This is a genomic window from Agromyces molybdatiresistens (assembly GCF_052748445.2).
Window position 1 is genome coordinate 2,729,543 of the sequence record NZ_CM188258.1, and the last position, 20,537, is coordinate 2,750,079.

A 20,537-nucleotide genomic window follows, 5' to 3' on the forward strand; every position below is an offset into this window, starting at 1 on the left:
TTGCCCTGCGTTACGGCAGGGGCCGGACGGCGCGGCCGACCGGACTACCGTGTCCCCATGGCAGACCGCGAATACGGCTTCAAGACCCGCGCCATCCACGCGGGCAACATCCCCGACGCCGAGGCGGGCGCCCGCGCGCTCCCGATCTACCAGTCGAGCGCGTTCGTCTTCGACGACACGGCGGATGCCGCGGCCCGGTTCGCCCTGCAGAAGTACGGCAACATCTACTCGCGCCTCGCCAACCCGACCGTCGCGAGCTTCGAGGAGCGCGTCGCGAGCCTCGAGGGCGGACTCGGCGCCGTCGCCACCGCGTCGGGCCTGTCGGCGCAGTACATCACGTTCGCGAGCCTCGTCGGCGCGGGCGACCACATCGTCGCGTCGGCGAACCTCTACGGCGGCTCGATCACGCAGCTCGACGTCACCCTGCGCCGCTTCGGCGTCGAGACGACGTTCGTGCGCTCGAGCGATCCCGTCGACTACGCCGCGGCCATCACCGACCGGACCAAGACGCTCTTCGTCGAGACGATCGCGAACCCGTCGGGTGAGATCGCCGACCTGGAGGGCCTCGCCGACGTCGCGCACGCGCACGGCATCCCGCTCATCGTCGACTCGACGATCGCCACCCCGTACCTCAACCGGCCGATCGAGTGGGGCGCCGACCTCGTCACGCACTCGGCGACGAAGTTCCTCGGCGGTCACGGCACGACGCTCGGCGGCGTCGTCGTCGAGTCGGGCCGGTTCGACTGGCACTCCGAGAAGTTCCCGCTCTTCGGCGAGCCCGTGCCGAGCTACGGGGGCCTGCAGTGGTCGGGCAACTTCGGCGAGTACGCGTTCCTCACGCGCCTCCGGGCCGAGCAGCTGCGCGACATCGGGCCGGCGCTCGCGCCGCACTCGGCGTTCCTCCTCGCCCAGGGCGTCGAGACCCTGCCGTACCGGATCCAGGCCCACATCGACAACGCCCGCCGGGTCGCCGAGTGGCTCGACGCCGACCCGCGCATCGAGCGCGTGTTCTGGGCGGGCCTGCCCGACCACCCGCACTTCGAGCGCGCCGCGAAGTACCTGCCGAAGGGCCCGGGATCGGTGTTCAGCTTCGAGGTGAAGGGTGGCCGCGAGGTCGGCCAGAAGCTCATCGAGTCGGTGGAGCTCGCGAGCCACCTCGCCAACATCGGCGACGCGAAGACGCTCATCATCCACCCCGCGTCGACCACGCACGCCCAGCTCACCGACCAGCAGCTCCTCGACGCGGGCGTGCTGCCCGGCGTGGTGCGCCTCTCGGTCGGCATCGAGGACGTCGAGGACGTCATCGCCGACCTCGACCAGGCCGTGACCGCCGCGACGCGCGACCGCGTTCTGACCGCCGTGGGAGGCGCCCGATGAGCATCGCGAGCGAGACCGGGGCCTCCGCAGCCGGCGCGTCGGCCGAGACCGCCGCGCCCGAGACCGCCGCGGCCGAGACCGCCGCGGCCGTGACCGGGGCGGATGCCGTGGCATCCGATGTCGCGACCGTTCGCCTCGTCAACGGCCTCTCGTGCGAGCTCCCCGCGAGCTCGCCGCTGGCGAAGCTGCTGACGTCGCAGCGCACCTGGATCGGACCCGACGCCAGGCAGCGCCTGCGCATCCTGAACGCGGCGAAGTCGATCGCGATCGTCGGCGCCTCGCCGAAGCCGCAGCGGTCGAGCTACTTCGTCGGCACCTACCTGCAGCAGTCGAGCGACTACCGCGTCTACTTCGTGAACCCGAACGAGACCGAGATCCTCGGCCAGCCCGCCTACGCGAGCCTGAAGGACCTCCCCGAGGTGCCCGACATCGTCGTGGTGTTCCGGCGCGGCAGCGACATCCCGTCGGTCGTCGACGAGGTCGTCGCCGCGGGCGCGACGACGATCTGGGTGCAGCTCGGCATCTGGAACGAGCAGGCGGCGTACTACGGCGAGGAGCAGGGGCTCACGGTCGTCATGGACCGGTGCATCAAGGTCGAGCACGCCCGCTTCCACGGCGGACTGCACCTGCTCGGCTTCGACACCGGCCAGATCACGAGCCGTCGCGGCGGTCGCTGAGGTCATCGCGACGTGCGGCCGCGCCTGCACCCGCGCCCGCGCCCGCGTCCGCACCCGCGCCGGCGCCCTCACGGTCGTCGAACTCTGCGCGCAGGTACTTCGGAGCCTGCACGTGCCAGGCCTCGGTCACCAGTTCGCGGAGGTGACCCCGATCGATCGCCGACATGCGGAAGGCCACCTTCGGTTCACCCCACGCCGTGGTCGTACGGAGGAAGACGTCGGGCGCCATCTGGACGAGCGCGAGGGCGTCGACCGTCTCGGCGACCTTCACCCCGACCACCAGCTCGGCCGCGATGATCGCCCGCATATCGGCGGGGATGCTGGGCCACGGATGGCATTCCCACGCATAGAGCCGCCCGCGGACGAACCACGCGGCGCCGCCCGTCGTGGCGCGCTCCTCGCTGCCGGGCAGCTCGACGGCGATGCGCCTGAGGTCGTCGAGGGAGGCCACACCGTGAGACTACGCCGCACCCCCGACAGGCCCGCGGCAGGTCGTGCCGGGGCGAGGTCAGGCGGCGGGCGCCGTCGCGACGCCCGGGCCGCCGCTCGTCCGCGGCACGTCGATCCCGTACGCGAGGATGTGCACGGGCGTGCCGTCCGGCCGGTCGAACGTGAACTCGCGGTCGGCGAGGCGCTCGAAGCCCATGCGCTCGTAGAGCCGGCGGGCGGGGCGCATCTGCTCGCCCGTGTTGAGCACGACGCGACGGATGCCGCGGCCCGCGGCGAGCGCGATGATGTGCCGCACCATGGCCTCGCCGACGCCGCGCCCGCGCGCGGCCGCCGAGACGCCGAGGAACCGGAAGTCGAGTTCGTCCTCGTGCCGAGCGACGGCCGACATGCGCCGGCCCGCTCGCGGCACGGTCACGGTCCCGAGCAGCTCGCCGCTCGAGGCGTCCGCCGCGACCCACACCTCGTGCTCGCGCGCACGCTCGCCGACGGCCTCGATCTCGTCGAGGTACGCCTCCGTCAGCGCGTAGTCGCCGGCGTACGCGTCGCGCACGAGCCGGCCGACCGCTCGGGTCTCGTGGTCGCGCATGCGTCGCAGTACGACGCCGTCGGCGTCGGGGCCGGGCGTGCGGAACGTCGGAATGGCGTCGGTCGTGGGCATCCGGACCAGCCTACGCGCCGCCGCCTGTGCCCCGGCCGAACGTGCAACGCGAACGACCGGGGATCTGCTGATCCCCGGTCGTTCGAGTCGGCTCGAGCGACGTCAGGACGTCAGGCCCTCCTGCCATTCGATGAGGTCGCCGATCTTCGCCACGAGGAGCTCGTCCTGGAGGCCGTGCGCCTTCGCGTGGGCCTGGCGCAGGATCGCCGTGGCGGTCGCGTGGTCGCCGGCATCGGCCGCGGCCTCCGCGTCGGCGAGGTACTCGCCCACGCCGCTGCCCAGCATCTCCGCGCGCATCGATCCGTCGGCGAGTCCGTCGAGCACGCCGCCGACCTCGGCGAAGGTCACGCAGTCGCCGCCGCCCTCGACGACCCCGGCCGTCCACTCGATCCCGCCGAGGATGTGGCTGAGGAAGAGCGGGTCGGACCACGAGGCGTCGGTGTGCCCCGCGCCCTCGTACCACGACCGGCCGCCCTCGAAGTTGTGGCACCACGCGATCGGGTGGTCCTCGCCCATCCGACCGAAGCCCGGGTTGTACGTCGACTCGTCGAGGGTGATCAGCACATGGACGTCCTCACGCGGGTTCGTCGTGAAGTTGTACCACTCGTCGAATCGCACCCACTCGGCCGGGAGCATCTCGGTCGACGGGTGCGTCGGGCTCTCGACCCGCATGGTCGCGGTCTGCTGCGCCGGGTGGTTGCGGAAGCGGGCGCTGCCGCCGGTCAGCTCGCTGTACCAGGGCACCGTGTGCATGGAGTCCGTCGCGGCGTGCAGCCCGACGTATCCGCCGCCCGCCCGGATGTAGCCCTGGAACGCCGCGAGCTCGGTGTCGTTCAGCAGGCGCGGGCGGTTGGGGTCGAGGTTGTTCGTGGCGTCCACGGGCGACGCGAAGATGATCGTCGCGTACTTCGACAGGTCCTCGGCGGTCGTGAACGGCGAGCTCGGGAGCGTCAGCGCGGGCTGGCCGGGCGAGCTCCCCTGGGGCGGGTCCCAGACGTCGACGTCGAAGCCGTGCTCGTCGCCGAGCGCGATGATCGCGTTGGTCGTGTCGTCGATGTGCGAGTGGCGGAACCCGAGGGTCTCGCCGACGACGAGCACGTCGTAGTCGTCGTCGGCCTGGGCGGGCACGGCCGCGATGCCCAGGGTGAGGGTGATGCCGGCGGCGCAGAGCCCCGTGACGGCGAGCTTGGCAGGATGCTTCATGGGTCGTTCTCCCCTTCGAGTGGACCTTCGAGCGCCTGAGGCGACGAATATGTTGCTTCAGGCGACATATTGCGGGATCACCCTATTCGCCTCCATGCGTGCTTGTCAATGATTGACGTTGATAGCTGCACGTCATACCCTCAGCTTTTGCTTACGCGTCGTTAAAAGCCGCGTTTATGCTTCGAACGATGCATTCCGGTGACCGAGCCCGCGTCGCGTGCACGATTCTGCGAATCCACGGCGAATGCCTGCGCGTGCTGCGACGTAGCCTTGAGGGGTGACAGCGTTCGTCTCAGCCCTCGACCTGTTCTCGATCGGCGTCGGCCCTTCGAGTTCGCACACCGTCGGACCCATGCGGGCCGCACGCGTGTTCGTCGAGGGGCTCGCCGACGACGGCCGTCTCGACCGCGTGCGCCGCGTCACGTGCTCGCTCTACGGCTCGCTCGGCGCCACCGGGCTGGGGCACGGCACGCCCGACGCGGTGATCGCCGGCCTCGGCGGACTCGCCCCGCACGACTGCGACCCCGACGAGGTCCGCAGCGCGTGGACGCGCCTCGGCGACGGCGCCGAGGTCCGCCTCGCGGGCCGGCACCCGATCCGGATGTCGCAGTCCGACGTCTCGCTCGAGCCGCGCACGCGGCTCCCGGGCCACCCGAACGCGCTCACGCTGCAGGCATGGGGCGACGACGACGCCCTGCCGATCGCCGAGGAGACGTACTACTCGGTCGGCGGCGGATTCATCCGACGCGACGGCGATGCACCGGAGCAGGCCGAGGCGCTGCGCCATCCGCTGCCCTACTCGACCGCGGCCGAGCTCCTCGCGCTCTGCGAGGAGCACGGCGTCAGCCTCTGCGACATCTCCTGGCGCAACGAGGTCGCGGTGCACGGCGAGGAGGGCATCGACGCCGGCCTCGACGCCATCTGGGACGCCATGGCGGAGTGCGTGGCGCACGGCCTCGCGACCGAGGGCACGCTGCCCGGCGGGCTCAGGGTCAAGCGACGCGCGCCCGAGGTCCGTCGCAGGCTCGAGGAGTACGACCGCGACGAGCACGTCCGCGACACGTCGACCGAGTGGCTGCACGCGTTCGCGCTCGCGGTCAACGAGGAGAACGCGTCAGGCGGCCGCGTCGTGACCGCGCCCACCAACGGCGCTGCGGGCATCATCCCCGCCGTCGGCCACTACTACCTGAAGTACGTGCCGGGCGCCGACCGCGAGGGCATCCGCCGCTACCTGCTCACGGCCTCGGCGATCGCGAGCCTGGTCAAGAAGAACGCGTCGATCTCCGGCGCCGAGGGCGGCTGCCAGGCCGAGGTCGGCTCGGCCTGCGCGATGGCCGCGGGCGCGCTCTGCGCGGTGCTCGGCGGCACCCCGGCGCAGATCGAGAACGCCGCCGAGATCGCCATGGAGCACCACCTCGGCCTCACCTGCGATCCGGTCGCCGGTCTCGTCCAGGTGCCGTGCATCGAGCGCAACGCGATCGCGGCGTCGACCGCGGTCTCGGCCGCGCGGCTCGCACTGCACGGCGACGGCACGCACGTCGTCTCGCTCGACACCGTGATCGAGACCATGCGCCAGACCGGCATCGACATGATGTCGAAGTACAAGGAGACGAGCGAGGGCGGCCTGGCGGTGAACGTCATCGAGTGCTGAAGCGGGCCGTGTCCCCCGGATGGGTCCCTTCCGGCGCGGGCCCCGACTCTGCGAAGGTAGCCGAGTGGACCCGAACTTCGACCCCGGCACGCTCGGCGGGCTGAGCGCCGCCGCCCTCATCATCGGCTCGCTCATCTACTTGGCGGTCATCGCGCTGAGCCTGTGGATCGGCTACCTGATCATCAAGGCGGCCGTGCGCAACGGACTTCGCGAGCACACGCTCTGGCTCGAGCAGCGACGCGGCCCGCTCCGCTGACCCGTCCCCGGCCGCCCCGAGGCCGTTCCGGCGTCGAGGTACCCGTGTCCCCCTAACACGCGCACTCGATGACCGGCGCGCCGGTCGCCACGTTCGTCAGCGTGTCGACCGTTCGGCGCTCCCGGCCGCCGTCGCGCTCGACCTCGAAGCCCTCGCGCGCCCAGTACTCGAATCCGCCGAGCATCTCCTTCACCGGGTGCCCGAGGCTCGCGAAGGCGAGCGCGGCGCGGGTCGCGCCGTTGCAGCCCGGTCCCCAGCAGTAGACGACGACCGGCGTCCCCGGCGCGAAGCGCTCAGGGGCGACGTCGGCGATGCGGCGCCCGTGCACGTGGACGGCGCCGGGGATCCGGCCGGCCGCCCACGCGGCCTCGCTCCGCGTGTCGACGAGGACGAAGCCGGGGTCGGATGTGGCGAGCGCCCCGGCCACGTCGGACACGTCGGTCTCGAACCCGAGTCGCGCCCGGAAGTGGCGGACGGCGTCCTCGGGCGAGGCGACGTGGGCGAAGAGCCCGTCGACGGATGCCGCGGGCGCGGCCGGCACGGAGGAGATCGCGTTCGTCATGCTCCGATGCTCGCACCGGACCACGCGTCGGTCCGGCGCGCATCCGGTCGAGCGTGCGCAAGATCCCGCCAGACTGCCGGCGGGGGGCCCGCCTCAGGCGCCGCGGAAGAACGCCCCGATCGCCGAGCCCAGCGCCGCGAGGTCCTCGACGTGCGCGAGCTCGCGGGCGGAGTGCATCGACAGCAGCGGCGGCCCGACGTCGACCGTGCGGATGCCGAGCCGGGTCGCGGTGAGCGGCCCGATCGTCGAGCCGCACGGGATCGCGTTGTTCGAGACGAACTCCTGGGTCGGCACGCCGGCCGCCCGGCACGCCGCCGCCCAGAGCGCCGCGCCCGCGGCATCCGTCGCGTACCGCTGGTTCGCGTTGAGCTTCAGCAGCGGCCCGCCGCCGAGCACCGGAAGGTTCACGGGGTCGTGCCGCTCGGGGTAGTTCGGGTGCACGGCGTGTCCGGCGTCGCTCGAGACGTGCCACGAACCGGCGAACGCGCGACGACGATCCTCGACGCCCGCGCCGAGGCCGGCGCCGATGCGCGCGAGCACGTCCTCGAGGAACGGTCCGCTCGCGCCCGACCGCGACTCAGAGCCGAGCTCCTCGTGGTCGAACGCGGCGAGCACGCTGATGTGCCCGGCATCGGCCGGCGCGTCGATGAGGGCGGTGAGCCCGGCGTGCACCGACGTGAGGTTGTCCATCCGGCCCGACGCGAGGAACACCTCACCCCGGCCGAAGCGCGCGGGAGCGGCCGCATCGACGACGTGCACGTCGTGGCCCGCCACCTCCTCCGCATCGATGCCCGCGAGCGCCGCGAGGTGCGCCACGATGTCGGCAGGGTCCCCGAGCGTCTCCACGCCCCAGACGGGCTGCACGTGCCGCTGCTTGTCGAGCGTGAGCCCGTCGGTGTTGACGCCGCGGTCGAGGTGCACCGCGAGCTGCGGGATCCGGAGCAGCGGACCGGTCGCGACGAGGTGCGTCGCACCGTCGCGCGTCGCCAGACGGCCCGCCAGGCGCAGCTCGCGGTCGAGCCACGAGTTCAGCAGCGGACCGCCGTAGACCTCGACGTTCGCCTGCGCGAGGCCCGCCGCGGCGCTCGACGGGTTCGGCTTGAGCTTGAAGGAGGGCGAGTCGGTGTGCGCGCCGAGGATGCGGAACGGCATCGTCGCCTCGGCGCCCTCGGGCTGCGTCCACGCGATGACCGCGCCGTCGCGGACGACCACGCGACGCCCCGGACCCGTCGGCCACTGGTCGAGTTCGTCCAGCCGCTCGAATCCGGTCTCCACGAGCCGCCGGGCGACCTCCTCGGCCGCGTGGTACGACGACGGCGATGCCGTCACGAACGCGGTGAAGTCCTCGATGTACGCGTCGACGTCAGGGGTGCCCATCCCTCCATCTTGGCAAAGGTCGACGGATGGTTCGGACGTCGCCGCCCATCGGCACCGCCACGGCGGCCGAACCACTCAGGCGAAGCGGATGGCGGCCTGCAGCCGGCTCCGGATCTCCATGACGTCCGCCCCGCCGAGCACCGGAGACCCGGGAACGCCGTCGCGGATCGCGCTCGCCAGCCGCGACCGCCGCACGAGCACGGCCGCGGCGCCGCGCACCGACCCGCCCACCTCGAGCGGGGCGCTCGCGTCCTCGTCGGGCACGACCACGACGAGGGCGGTCGGCCTGACGCGCGCCGCGCGCGTCACGGCCTTGGCGCGCGCCGCCAGCAGGCGGATCGGCCGCTCCCCCGCGAGCGCCTCGCCGATGAGCTCGCCCCGCTTGAACGCCACCGGGCCGCCCCAGTCCTCCGACTGGATGGCGATGAGTCCGGTCGGTCCGAGCACGAGGTGATCGAGCTTCGGCGGCAGCCCCGGGCCGGCGGCATCCGTCGCGATGTCGTGCCAGACGGTGTACGCGATGCCGAGCGACGCGAGCGCTCGCGCGGTCTCCTCCTCGGCGAGCGCATCGGCGAGCACGTGACGGATGTCGCGCGGCGCCGATCGCACGAGCGCCGGGTCGTACGGGTCCTCGAGGGTCACGCCGCGGCCCGCCCACTCGCGGATGAGGGCGAGGTAGCGCTCGCGACTCCAGCCGCCCGGGTGACCGTAGGCGCGCGCCATCGGCCGCGAGTCGCGTCGGGGCCGGGGCGCCGCGGGCGCCCACGCCTCGTGCTGCGGCTCGGCCATGCCGCCGCCGGAGCCGCGATCGAACGCCGCACGCGCCTCGGGCGTGCCCACGAGCTCCCAGGCGCGCTGGACCGCGTGGAACCGCACCGCATCGCCGCCCGTGTCGGGGTGGGCGTGCCGCAGGGCGCGTCGGTACGCGAGGCGCAGCGCCGCGGCATCCGCGTCGGCGGGCACGCCGAGCACCTCGTAGGGCGAATCGGAGAGTGGGGACTCGGGCATGGGCTCGCTTTCGGTGGCAGCCACGAGGATACCGCCGCCGACGGGGATCTCGCCGTGCGCGAGCGCCCCGGCGAGCACCGTGCGAGCACGGCGCGAGCGCAGGCGTTCGCTGCTCGCCGCCAGGGCGACGGCGGCCCCGCCGGGTCAGTCGACGACGGGCCGCAGCAGGCCGCCCGCGACGAGCTCGCGCGTCGCGGCCGCGAGCTCGTCCCAGAGTTCCGCCCGGTCGACCTCGAGCAGGTCGGCGATCGCGTCGACGAGCACGCCGAGCGGCAGTTCGCCGTCGGCCGCCCCGACGAGCGCGGCGAGCCCGGTGCCCGCGTCGACCACCCGGCCGAAGCCGCCGCCCTGCCGCAGGAGGATGACGGTCGGCTGCTCGGTCCCCGGCCAGTGGTGCCGCTCCTCGGTGACGTCCTCCGCGACGGCGACGCGCAGGCTGCGGAGCGCGGCATCGTCGAGCGCCGCGACGAGGTCGGATGCCCCCAGGCACGCCTCGAGGTGCGCCGCGAGCCCGCCGGACACGTCGCCGAGCGGTCCGTGCAGCCGCTCGGCGCGCGCGAGCGTCGCGTCACGGCCGTCGGCGGGACGGCGGAGCAGCACGTAGCCGAACCCGACCGATTCGACGCCGCGCGCCGAGAAGTCCTCGAGCCACGCGCCGTGCAGTTCCTCGAACACGGGGGTGCCCGGGCGCGTCCCGCCGTCGCGGATCCAGGTCTCCGCGTACTCGCTCGGATCCTGGCGCTCGCGTTCCACGATCCAGTACTCGAGTCCCGACCCGGCGGCCCAGCCGACGACGCGCTCGAGCCCGTCCTGCAGATCGTCGCCGTCTCGTCGGTACTCCCAGTTGCCGAGGAGCTGCGCGATGCCGCCGTCGACGAGGTGGTCCGCGGCGCCGCGCACGACGGCTTCGACGATCGCATCACCGACGAGTCCGCCGTCGCGGTAGTCGTATGCCGGAACGTCCTGCCGCCGCGGCGTGATCACGAACGGCGGGTTCGACACGATCCGTTCCACGCGCTCGCCGGCCAGCGGCGCGTAGAGGCTCCCGAGCCGGAACTCGACGCCGTCAGTGCCGTTGAGTCGCGCGTTCAGCCGTGCGAACCGCAGCGCCCGCTCCGAGATGTCGCTCGCGATCACCCGCTCGCTGAACCGCGCCGCGTGCATGGCCTGGATGCCGCACCCCGTGCCGAGGTCGAACGTGGTCGCGACGGGTCGCTGCAGGAGCAGGCCGCTCAACGTCATCGATGCACCGCCGACCCCGAGCACGTACTCCTCGGGCAGCGCCCCGCCTGTTGCGAGCTCGCCGGGATCCGACGCGATCCACCACTCCCCCGCCCCGCCCGCGTCGACGAACGCGTACGGCCGGAGGTCCATGGCCGGCACGGCCCGGTCTTCGTCCGCGCGCACCATCCCGAGCATCTGCGCACGCTCGAACCCGAGGGTCGGCAGCGCGTCGGCCAGCTCGGCGGATGCCACGGGGGCGCCCAGCACGAAGCACCGAACGAGCGTCGCGAGGCCTGGCTCGCCGGGCTCGACCCGCTCGAGCGCCCGCAACGCGGGCACGCGGTGGCCGCGGCGCAGCGCCGCACCCGGATGCGTCGATGACGCTGCGCCGCCGCGTTCCCAGAGCGCCTCGATGGCGGCCACGGTGTACCCCGCCGCCCGGAGGTCGGCAGCGAGGGCGTCGACGGCGTCGTCCGTGGACGGATCGGACGGTTCGGCGGACCGGCCAGCGGGTGTGCTCACCGGTCCATTCAACCAGCCGTCCCCGCGGCGTCCCCCGTTCGACATCTGCCCGTCACCGGGCGTCCATCCCGGGCGATGGCGTGTAACCCGCGCGACACACGCGGCAAGTAGCGTCGGTTACGATCGAACGAGCGAGGGGAGGTCGCACATGGCAGAGCCGATCACGCTCGAGCGCCTGCGACAGGATGCACGAGACGAGCTCTCCGCGCTCATCGAACTGCGCTGCCGTCTCGGCGAGGACCCGTGGGCGTTCCTGCCCGAGCTCCCGTCGGTCGACGAGCAGGTCGTCGCCACCCTCCGCGAGGAGCGCCTGCACTCCGACCGCTGGAGCCCCGCGCGTGCGCGGGCGTACCACCCGACCGCGCGCCGCGGCGCAGCGGAGCGCTTCGAGTTCGAGATCCTGCGCGAGATCGCGCTCGACCACCCCGAGCTCAGCTCGGCCGTGTGGAGCATGCTCGAGCGGGTGCCGACCGCCTGGTGACAGCGGCGCCGCGAGCGCCGTGCATCCGGCCCGCGGTACCTCGGACCCGGCTCAGGCCGCGGCCGGCGCGGTCGCGGCATCCGCTCGTCGCTGCACCCGCATCCAGGTGATGAAGCCGATGAGGGTGAAGACGCCGTAGAACAGGTACAGCATCGCCGACGCGTAGTAGCCCGCGCTCACGAGCAGCGGCACCCCGACGACGTCGACCGCGACCCAGATCAGCCAGAACTCGGTCCAGCCGCGGGCCATGCCCCACGTCGCGAGCAGCGAACCGATGAAGATCCACGCGTCGGCCCACACCGGCTCGAACGAGCCGAGCGCCCGGAAGATCGGCGTGAGCACGAGCGTGCCGCCGATGAGGAGCGCGACGAGCAGCACGCGTTCGCGCCCGGTCGCCCAGCGCGGCGTGACGGCCGGCGCCGACGCGTCGCCGTGGCGGTTCCGGGACCACTGGATCCAGCCGTAGATCGACACGATGATGAACATCACCTGCCGCGCCGCCTGACCGAGCAGGTTCACCGGGTTCGGCGTGCCGAACACCGCACCGAGGAAGACGGTGAAGAGCAGCGCGTTGCCGACGATGCCGACGGGCCACGCCCACACCTTGCGACGCAGGCCGCCGACCGCCGACGCGAGGCCGAAGGCGTTGCCGACGATCTCGCGCCACAGGATCACCTGGTCGCCGATCACCAACTGCGCGTCGAACAACCACTCGATCGGATTCACGGGGCGACCTCCGCGTCGCGTCGTGCGCGCGAACGGGCCCGTCGTACCGCGGCGGCGACGGCCCGCCAGCCCAGCAGGAACAGCGCGAGCGTCAGGGACGCCACGATCACGAACGCCGGGGCCGTCCCGGCGCCGACCGCGAATCTGAGCAGCATGCCCACGACGACCGCCGCGAGCCATGCGGAGACGCCGGTGGGTCGGACGGCGAGCGGATGCCGCCATCCGCGCACCACGATCCAACCGATCGCGAGCCCGACGAGGAACGGCCACGCGGTCTCCGAGATCCCGATGGCGTCGACGGCCTCGTCATGGCTGGCTCGGCCGATCGCCGCGAACACGACGACGAGCGCGACGTCGGCCGCGACGGCCACGGCCGTCGTCACCACAGGGGACGTCGGGGTTCGTGCGGGCGCGGGCATGCGACCATCGTAGGTCGCTGCGGCCCGCTCAGCCGACGACGAGCTCGCGCAGGGCGTCGGCCGTCGTGACGGGCAGCGCGCAGACGAACGAGCGGCAGCGGTACGCCGTGGCGTGCGCGTCGACGGCCGATCGGCCCTCGAACAGCTCGAACCCCGCTCTCGCGAAGGCATCCGCCTGCGCTTCGGTCACGGTGACGGTGACGGATGCCGCCTGCCGCCGTGCCTCGCCGATGAGTTCGGGCTCGGGTGCGCGGCCGATGGCGTCGTCCGGAACCACGACGACGAGTTGCACGAGCGGCGTGATGAGCCGTGCCATCACGCCGAGGGCGCCCCCGAACGCGATCGGACGCGTCGGCGCGATGCCCGCCACCCACCGCATGCCCGCCTCCGCGAGCTCGCGATACCGTTCGCCCGCGCCCAGCGCCGCGAGCCGGAGCGACGCATCGGCGCACGATGTGAGCCCGGACGGCGCGGCGCCCTCGGCCGGGTCGTCGGCGAAGCCGAGTCCGCGCGCCGCGAGCACCGGGTCGCCCCCGCCCGGCGCGGCGAACGGGGCCGCACTCGCGCTCCCGGGCTCCTCGCCCGACGCCGACACGACGGACGACGTCGGCGCATCGTCGCCTCCGACCGGTCCGTCCGCCACGTCGCGCGCCGTCGAGCGCTCCGCCGCCACGGCCGCGGCATCGACGAGATCCCGCGCCGCGACCGCGTACCTCGCCTCGCCGATCGCCGCGGCGAGCCGAACCAGGCCGCCCGCGAACATGCCCGTGTCCTCGAGCGTCGCGGGCGCGTCCGACGCGCGGCCCTCGAGCGAGGCGCGCACCAGCGTCCCGTCGTCCCGGACATGCTCGGCGAGGAGACGATCCGCGGCGCGTCGCGCGGCCGTGATCGCGTGGTCGGCGCCGAACACCTGCCCGGCGCGCGCGAGCGCGCCGATCGCGAGTCCGTTCCATCCCGTCAGGAGCTTCGTATCGAGCGCCGGCGGCTCGAGTCCCGCCCTGCCCGCGGCATCCCGCCGGTAGTAGCCACCCTCGTCGCGCCGGCCGTCGATCATGCTCTCGGAGTCCTGCGCCGCGGCGAATCCGCCGCCCGGAAGCTGCATCCGCTCGACGAGGAACGACACGATCCCCGCCGCGAGGTCGTCGAGGAACGCGGCCCGATCGCTGCCGGTCGCGAGATCGGCGGCGGCTTCGAGCAGGAGCGCATTGTCCGTGAGCATGCGCTCGTAGTGCGGGTCGCTCCAGTCCGCCCGGGTGGCGTAGCGGAAGAAGCCGCCCTCGACCGGATCGCGGAGCGGGGACGCGCCCATCTTCCGCATGGTCCGCGTCGCGAGCCCACGACCGTCGGAGCCGGACACCGCGAGGAAGCCGAGCACCGGCGCCACCGGGAACTTCGGCGCGACGCCGAATCCGCCGTGCACGACGTCCTCATCGGCCTCGAGCTGCCGCACCGCGTCGTCGAGCGCGGCCCGCGCCGGAAGTTGCGCGTCCGTGCGGGAACGGGCTGCCGCGGCGATCGCCTCGCCCACGGCCTCGGCCGTGCGATCGAGGTCGTCACGGCGCTCGCGCCACGCCTCATCGACGGCTTCGAGCACGTCGCGGAATGCGGGCATGCCGGGATGCGCCCGAGGCGGGAAGTACGTCCCCGCGTAGAAGGCCCGTCCGTCGGGCCGGGCGAACACCGTGAGCGGCCAGCCGAGCTCCCTCGTGAATGCGGATGCCGCCGCGAGGTAGCTCGCATCGACCTCCGGGAGTTCCTCCCGATCGACCTTGATCGCGACGAACCGGTCGTTCAGCACGTCCGCGATCGCCGGGTCGCTGAAGCTCTCGCGGGCCATGACGTGACACCAGTGGCACGTGGCGTAGCCGATCGAGACCAGGATCGGAACGTCGCGCCGGCGCGCCTGCGCGAACGCCTCTTCGCCCCACGGGAACCAGTCGACGGGATTGTCCGCGTGCGCGCGGAGGTACGGGCTGAGCGCCTCGGCAAGTCGATTCGCCATCGACCCAGCGTAGGCCCGCTTGCACCGGAGTTCCGGGGCTTGCGCCCCACCGCCGTAGTGTCGGCGAGAGCGTCCTGCCCTCGCCGCGCGGTCGACCGTGCGGGTGGGGTGGTTAAATGCGGAAGAGCCGCCCAACTCTGGGCGGCTCTTCCGTGAGGAATGTCCGGCGGTGTCCTACTCTCCCACAGGGTCGCCCCTGCAGTACCATCGGCGCTGCGAGTCTTAGCTTCCGGGTTCGGAATGTGTCCGGGCGTTTCCCTCGCGCTATGGCCGCCGAAACTCTGGAACCAACTGGTCCCGCCCCGGGATGCGGGGTGGGTGTTGGTGGTCTCGGTGTCCCCCACCGTGGTGTCGGCCGGGGCCGGGGTGGTGGGGGTGTGCTGTGTTGTGTTGTGGTGTGTTCTCCGTCTGTTGGGAACCACAGAGTGGACGCGAGTCATCAGGCCACGTACACCCGCCTTGAAACGGTGTACGTGTGGTGATTGTCAAGTTGTCGGCGTATTAGTACCAGTCAGCTGCACACCTTGCGGTGCTTCCACATCTGGCCTATCAACCCAGTCGTCTGGCTGGGAGCCTCTCCCCCCGAAGGGGATGGAAATCTCATCTTGAGGCCGGCTTCCCGCTTAGATGCTTTCAGCGGTTATCCATCCCGAACGTAGCTAACCAGCGGTGCTCCTGGCGGAACAACTGGCACACCAGAGGTTCGTCCAACCCGGTCCTCTCGTACTAGGGTCAGATCCTCTCAAATTTCCTGCGCGCGCAGAGGATAGGGACCGAACTGTCTCACGACGTTCTAAACCCAGCTCGCGTACCGCTTTAATGGGCGAACAGCCCAACCCTTGGGACCTACTCCAGCCCCAGGATGCGACGAGCCGACATCGAGGTGCCAAACCATGCCGTCGATATGGACTCTTGGGCAAGATCAGCCTGTTATCCCCGAGGTACCTTTTATCCGTTGAGCGACAGCGCTTCCACAAGCCACTGCCGGATCACTAGTCCCGACTTTCGTCCCTGCTCGACCTGTCAGTCTCGCAGTCAAGCTCCCTTGTGCACTTACACTCGCCACCTGATTGCCAACCAGGTTGAGGGAACCTTTGGGCGCCTCCGTTACTCTTTGGGAGGCAACCGCCCCAGTTAAACTACCCACCAGGCACTGTCCCTGAACCGGATCACGGTTCGAAGTTAGATATCCAGAGTGACCAGAGTGGTATTTCAACAATGACTCCACGAACACTGGCGTGCCCGCTTCACCGTCTCCCACCTATCCTACACAAGCCACACCGAACACCAATACCAAGCTGTAGTAAAGGTCACGGGGTCTTTCCGTCCTTCTGCGCGTAACGAGCATCTTTACTCGTACTGCAATTTCGCCGAGTTCGCGGTTGAGACAGCTGGGAAGTCGTTACGCCATTCGTGCAGGTCGGAACTTACCCGACAAGGAATTTCGCTACCTTAGGATGGTTATAGTTACCACCGCCGTTTACTGGGGCTTAAATTCTCAGCTTCGCTCCGAAGAGCTGACCGGTCCTCTTAACCTTCCAGCACCGGGCAGGCGTCAGTCCGTATACATCGTCTTGCGACTTGGCACGGACCTGTGTTTTTAGTAAACAGTCGCTTCCCACTGGTCTCTGCGGCCGTCAACGCTCCAGGAGCAAGTCCCTTCACGAATCGGGCCCCCCTTCTCCCGAAGTTACGGGGGCATTTTGCCGAGTTCCTTAACCACGATTCTCTCGATCTCCTCGGTATTCTCTACCTGACCACCTGAGTCGGTTTGGGGTACGGGCGGCTGGAACCTCGCGTCGATGCTTTTCTCGGCAGCATAGGATCACCCACTTTTCATCCGCATCACGTCTCAGCCTGTACGAGTCGCGGATTTGCCTACGACTCGGCCTACACGCTTGCCCCGGGACAACCATCGCCCGGGCTGGGCTACCTTCCTGCGTCACACCTGTTATCACGCTCACTCCACCAGATGGGGTCGCACGCCGCCACCAGGATCCGTCCCGAAGGACATCACCAGGTCTTGGGATGCTTAGCACTCCTGATCTCGTGTGGGCGGTTCTTCGCCGGTACGGGAATATCAACCCGTTGTCCATCGACTACGCCTGTCGGCCTCGCCTTAGGTCCCGACTTACCCAGGGCAGATTAGCTTGACCCTGGAACCCTTGGTCTTCCGGAGGACGGGTTTCTCACCCGTCTTTCGCTACTCATGCCTGCATTCTCACTCGTGTGCCGTCCACGGCTGGTTTCCACCGCCGCTTCACCCGGCACACGACGCTCTCCTACCCATCACCACGACTGGACCACGAAGGCCTATCGATATGCGGCAATGCCACGACTTCGGTGGCGTGCTTGAGCCCCGTTACATTGTCGGCGCGGAATCACTTGACCAGTGAGCTATTACGCACTCTTTCAAGGGTGGCTGCTTCTAAGCCAACCTCCTGGTTGTCTGTGCAACTCCACATCCTTTCCCACTTAGCACGCGCTTAGGGACCTTAGTCGGTGGTCTGGGTTGTTTCCCTCTCGACGATGAAGCTTATCCCCCACCGTCTCACTGCTGCGCTCTCACTTACCGGCATTCGGAGTTTGGCTGACGTCAGTAACCTGTTGAGGCCCATCGGCCATCCAGTAGCTCTACCTCCGGCAAGAAACACGCAACGCTGCACCTAAATGCATTTCGGAGAGAACCAGCTATCACGAAGTTTGATTGGCCTTTCACCCCTATCCACAGCTCATCCCCTCAGTTTTCAACCTAAGTGGGTTCGGTCCTCCACGACGTCTTACCGTCGCTTCAACCTGGCCATGGATAGATCACTTCGCTTCGGGTCTAGAACCTGCGACTAAAACGCCCTATTCAGACTCGCTTTCGCTACGGCTACCCCACACGGGTTAACCTCGCCACAGATCACTAACTCGCAGGCTCATTCTTCAAAAGGCACGCCGTCACCCCAACAAGGAGGCTCCGACGGTTTGTAAGCAAACGGTTTCAGGTACTATTTCACTCCCCTCCCGGGGTACTTTTCACCTTTCCCTCACGGTACTTGTCCGCTATCGGTCATCTGGGAGTATTTAGGCTTATCAGGTGGTCCTGACAGATTCACACGGGATTTCTCGGGCCCCGTGCTACTTGGGATCCCCCTCCGGGCCGCCAGGCATTTCGACTACGGGACTCACACCCACTCCGGTCCGGCATTCAAACCGATTCGTCTATACCTGACGCGTCACCGCGGCCGACCGGCAGATCGACCAGAGAGGTCCCACAACCCCGACCATGCAACCCCTGCCGGGTATCACACATGACCGGTTTAGCCTCATCCGCTTTCGCTCGCCACTACTCACGGAATCACGGTTGTTTTCTCTTCCTGTGGGTACTGAGATGTTTCACTTCCCCACGTTCCCTCTACCCGCCCTATACATTCAGGCGGGAGTCACCAGGTCACCCGAAGGGCCTGGCGGGGTTTCCCCATTCGGAAATCCTCGGCTCACAGCTCGTTTATCAGCTCCCCGAGGCTTATCGCAGATTACGACGTCCTTCTTCGGCTCCAGATGCCAAGGCATCCACCGTTTGCTCTTAGAAACTTGAAATCACATGAGTTCGATCGAATTCGTGCACCCGAACCCGAAGGCCCGGATGCGAAATTGACCAGTGAATACGCCAACCGGGCACCCCGAAAGGCACCCAACCGGCGACTCACCTTGTGACCCAACGTCCGAAGACATTGAATCTAAGATGCTCGCGTCCACTATGTAGTTCTCAACAGACGGCCAGAACCCCCACCCCCACCAGCAACCGCCGGCTTCGATGAAGGCCTGAAGGGAAACCATCCCCACCCCGCACCCCGAAGGGCACCAGGCCGTGTCCGGTCCCTCAGGACCCAACAGCGTGCACGCACCAACCCCGCCGACCCCCACCGTTCCAACCACCCCGAAGGACGGCGTACTAGGTCAAGACCCTTGCAGCTGATGCCTATGTCAATGTTCCACCCATGAGCTACCGGCGAGCACGAACGGCTCGATCCGGCGCCTGGAAGGCCCGAAAGCCTCCAGATGCTCCTTAGAAAGGAGGTGATCCAGCCGCACCTTCCGGTACGGCTACCTTGTTACGACTTAGTCCTAATCACCGATCCCACCTTCGACGGCTCCCTCCACAAGGGTTAGGCCACCGGCTTCGGGTGTTACCGACTTTCATGACTTGACGGGCGGTGTGTACAAGGCCCGGGAACGTATTCACCGCAGCGTTGCTGATCTGCGATTACTAGCGACTCCGACTTCATGAGGTCGAGTTGCAGACCTCAATCCGAACTGAGACCGGCTTTTTGGGATTCGCTCCGCCTTACGACATCGCAGCCCTTTGTACCGGCCATTGTAGCATGCGTGAAGCCCAAGACATAAGGGGCATGATGATTTGACGTCATCCCCACCTTCCTCCGAGTTGACCCCGGCAGTCTCACATGAGTCCCCACCATAACGTGCTGGCAACATGCGACGAGGGTTGCGCTCGTTGCGGGACTTAACCCAACATCTCACGACACGAGCTGACGACAACCATGCACCACCTGTAACCGAGTGTCCAAAGAGTTCCACATTTCTGCGGCGTTCTCGGTCATGTCAAGCCTTGGTAAGGTTCTTCGCGTTGCATCGAATTAATCCGCATGCTCCGCCGCTTGTGCGGGCCCCCGTCAATTCCTTTGAGTTTTAGCCTTGCGGCCGTACTCCCCAGGCGGGGCGCTTAATGCGTTAGCTACGACACGGAAACCGTGGAAAGGTCCCCACATCTAGCGCCCAACGTTTACGGCGTGGACTACCAGGGTATCTAATCCTGTTCGCTCCCCACGCTTTCGCTCCTCAGCGTCAGTAAGTGCCCAGAGACCTGCCTTCGCCATCGGTGTTCCTCCTGATATCTGCGCATTCCACCGCTACACCAGGAATTCCAGTCTCCCCTACACCACTCAAGTCTGCCCGTACCCACTGCAGGCCCGAGGTTGAGCCTCGGGATTTCACAGCAGACGCGACAAACCGCCTACGAGCTCTTTACGCCCAATAATTCCGGACAACGCTCGGACCCTACGTATTACCGCGGCTGCTGGCACGTAGTTAGCCGGTCCTTTTTCTGCAAGTACCGTCAAGAAACCCGAAGGCCCCCCTTCTTCCTTACTAAAAGCGGTTTACAACCCGAAGGCCGTCATCCCGCACGCGGCGTTGCTGCATCAGGCTTGCGCCCATTGTGCAATATTCCCCACTGCTGCCTCCCGTAGGAGTCTGGGCCGTGTCTCAGTCCCAGTGTGGCCGGTCACCCTCTCAGGCCGGCTACCCGTCGACGCCTTGGTGAGCCATTACCTCACCAACAAGCTGATAGGCCGCGAGTCCATCCCAAACCGAAAAAACTTTCCACCCCAAGCGATGCCGCTCAAGGTCCTATCCGGTATTAGCTCCGATTTCTCGGGGTTATCCCAGAGTCCAGGGCAGGTTACTCACGTGTTACTCACCCGTTCGCCACTAATCCACCCAGCAAGCTAGGCTTCATCGTTCGACTTGCATGTGTTAAGCACGCCGCCAGCGTTCGTCCTGAGCCAGGATCAAACTCTCCAAAAAAAATGGTTCAACCAACCCCGAAAGGCCAGTCAAGTTCAATCACTGACAGAGAAACAACTGACAAAAAAACATCAAATTGTCCATCAATCAAAGGAAACCCGTCCCCCACCAAAAGGCAGAAAACACGGGGTTCAAAAAATTGGCATTGAACATAGTGCACGCTGTTGAGTTCTCAAGGAACGGACGCACCCGGCAGACCGTCTCAAAACCGAGCCGAGCCACACCAGGGCAACTTCCCCACTGTACCACGCCATCCTGCGGATCCCGTCCACCCGGACGTGCCGATTGGAGGACCCGAACCGACGACCCGAGGGCGTTCGATCGAGGAGGTGTGGAATCGTCATCTTAGGCT

The 20,537-nt window shown here is 68.6% G+C and carries 15 protein-coding genes and 3 rRNA genes; 5 read left to right on the plus strand and 13 right to left on the minus strand.

Annotated features, from left to right (window positions below):
• Positions 1-57 precede the first annotated feature (57 nt).
• Entirely contained in the window at positions 58-1,377 is a 1,320-nt protein-coding gene (locus ACULK2_RS12555) for an O-acetylhomoserine aminocarboxypropyltransferase/cysteine synthase family protein (protein ID WP_445967562.1), read from the plus strand.
• 176 nt (positions 1,378-1,553) lie between these two features.
• Entirely contained in the window at positions 1,554-2,054 is a 501-nt protein-coding gene (locus ACULK2_RS12560) for a CoA-binding protein (RefSeq protein ID WP_445967608.1), read from the plus strand.
• On the opposite strand, the gene ACULK2_RS12565 is transcribed toward ACULK2_RS12560, so the two are convergent.
• The 3 genes from ACULK2_RS12565 to ACULK2_RS12575 form a co-directional block, all read right to left on the minus strand.
• Entirely contained in the window at positions 2,029-2,505 is a 477-nt protein-coding gene (locus ACULK2_RS12565) for an MmcQ/YjbR family DNA-binding protein (protein ID WP_445967563.1), read from the minus strand. The genes ACULK2_RS12560 and ACULK2_RS12565 overlap by 26 nt on opposite strands.
• 57 nt (positions 2,506-2,562) lie before the next feature.
• A complete protein-coding gene (locus ACULK2_RS12570; RefSeq protein WP_445967564.1) occupies positions 2,563-3,162 on the minus strand; it encodes a GNAT family N-acetyltransferase in 600 nt (199 codons plus the stop codon).
• Between the two features lie 102 nt (positions 3,163-3,264).
• The gene (locus tag ACULK2_RS12575; RefSeq protein ID WP_445967565.1) at positions 3,265-4,365 is read right to left on the minus strand and encodes a ThuA domain-containing protein; all 1,101 of its coding nucleotides are present in this window, start codon (positions 4,363-4,365) and stop codon (positions 3,265-3,267) included.
• 277 nt (positions 4,366-4,642) lie between these two features.
• Between ACULK2_RS12575 and ACULK2_RS12580 the strand changes: the two genes are divergently transcribed.
• Both ACULK2_RS12580 and ACULK2_RS12585 read left to right on the plus strand, forming a co-directional pair.
• Positions 4,643-6,016, plus strand: a complete 1,374-nt coding sequence (locus ACULK2_RS12580; protein WP_445967566.1) for an L-serine ammonia-lyase — start codon at positions 4,643-4,645, stop codon at positions 6,014-6,016.
• 64 nt (positions 6,017-6,080) lie between these two features.
• Complete coding sequence (locus ACULK2_RS12585; protein WP_445967567.1) at positions 6,081-6,272, plus strand: hypothetical protein; 192 nt, start codon at positions 6,081-6,083, stop codon at positions 6,270-6,272.
• Between the two features lie 52 nt (positions 6,273-6,324).
• Here ACULK2_RS12585 and ACULK2_RS12590 read toward each other — a convergent pair whose 3' ends face one another.
• The 4 genes from ACULK2_RS12590 to ACULK2_RS12605 form a co-directional block, all read right to left on the minus strand.
• Positions 6,325-6,834 carry a rhodanese-like domain-containing protein gene (locus ACULK2_RS12590; protein ID WP_445967568.1) on the minus strand — a complete coding sequence of 170 codons (510 nt, stop codon included), beginning with the start codon at positions 6,832-6,834 and terminating at the stop codon, positions 6,325-6,327.
• A 93-nt stretch (positions 6,835-6,927) separates the two neighbouring features.
• Positions 6,928-8,211: a M18 family aminopeptidase gene (locus ACULK2_RS12595; protein WP_445967569.1), complete on the minus strand. Its 1,284-nt coding sequence runs from the start codon at positions 8,209-8,211 to the stop codon at positions 6,928-6,930.
• A gap of 75 nt (positions 8,212-8,286) precedes the next feature.
• Entirely contained in the window at positions 8,287-9,219 is a 933-nt protein-coding gene (locus ACULK2_RS12600; RefSeq protein ID WP_445967570.1) for a DnaJ domain-containing protein, read from the minus strand.
• Positions 9,220-9,363: 144 nt separating this feature from the next.
• Positions 9,364-10,965, minus strand: coding sequence for a DUF7059 domain-containing protein (locus tag ACULK2_RS12605; RefSeq protein ID WP_445967571.1), 1,602 nt, complete (start codon positions 10,963-10,965; stop codon positions 9,364-9,366).
• A 148-nt stretch (positions 10,966-11,113) separates the two neighbouring features.
• On the opposite strand from ACULK2_RS12605, the gene ACULK2_RS12610 reads away from it, so the two are divergent.
• A complete protein-coding gene (locus ACULK2_RS12610; RefSeq protein WP_445967572.1) occupies positions 11,114-11,446 on the plus strand; it encodes a hypothetical protein in 333 nt (110 codons plus the stop codon).
• 51 nt (positions 11,447-11,497) lie between these two features.
• On the opposite strand, the gene pnuC is transcribed toward ACULK2_RS12610, so the two are convergent.
• The 6 genes from pnuC to ACULK2_RS12640 form a co-directional block, all read right to left on the minus strand.
• Positions 11,498-12,172: a nicotinamide riboside transporter PnuC gene (pnuC, locus tag ACULK2_RS12615; protein ID WP_445967573.1), complete on the minus strand. Its 675-nt coding sequence runs from the start codon at positions 12,170-12,172 to the stop codon at positions 11,498-11,500.
• A complete protein-coding gene (locus ACULK2_RS12620; protein ID WP_445967574.1) occupies positions 12,169-12,591 on the minus strand; it encodes a DUF3054 domain-containing protein in 423 nt (140 codons plus the stop codon). The genes pnuC and ACULK2_RS12620 overlap by 4 nt, the downstream gene beginning before the upstream one ends.
• Before the next feature lie 28 nt (positions 12,592-12,619).
• Positions 12,620-14,593 (minus strand): thioredoxin domain-containing protein, encoded by a 1,974-nt coding sequence (locus tag ACULK2_RS12625; protein WP_445967575.1) that lies wholly within the window; start codon positions 14,591-14,593, stop codon positions 12,620-12,622.
• A gap of 161 nt (positions 14,594-14,754) precedes the next feature.
• Positions 14,755-14,871: ribosomal RNA gene (gene rrf, locus ACULK2_RS12630) — 5S ribosomal RNA — on the minus strand.
• Between the two features lie 203 nt (positions 14,872-15,074).
• Positions 15,075-18,178: ribosomal RNA gene (locus ACULK2_RS12635) — 23S ribosomal RNA — on the minus strand.
• Positions 18,179-18,651: 473 nt separating this feature from the next.
• Positions 18,652-20,185 (minus strand): 16S ribosomal RNA (locus ACULK2_RS12640).
• Together the 16S, 23S and 5S rRNA genes form the textbook arrangement of a ribosomal RNA operon.
• Positions 20,186-20,537: the final 352 nt, after the last annotated feature.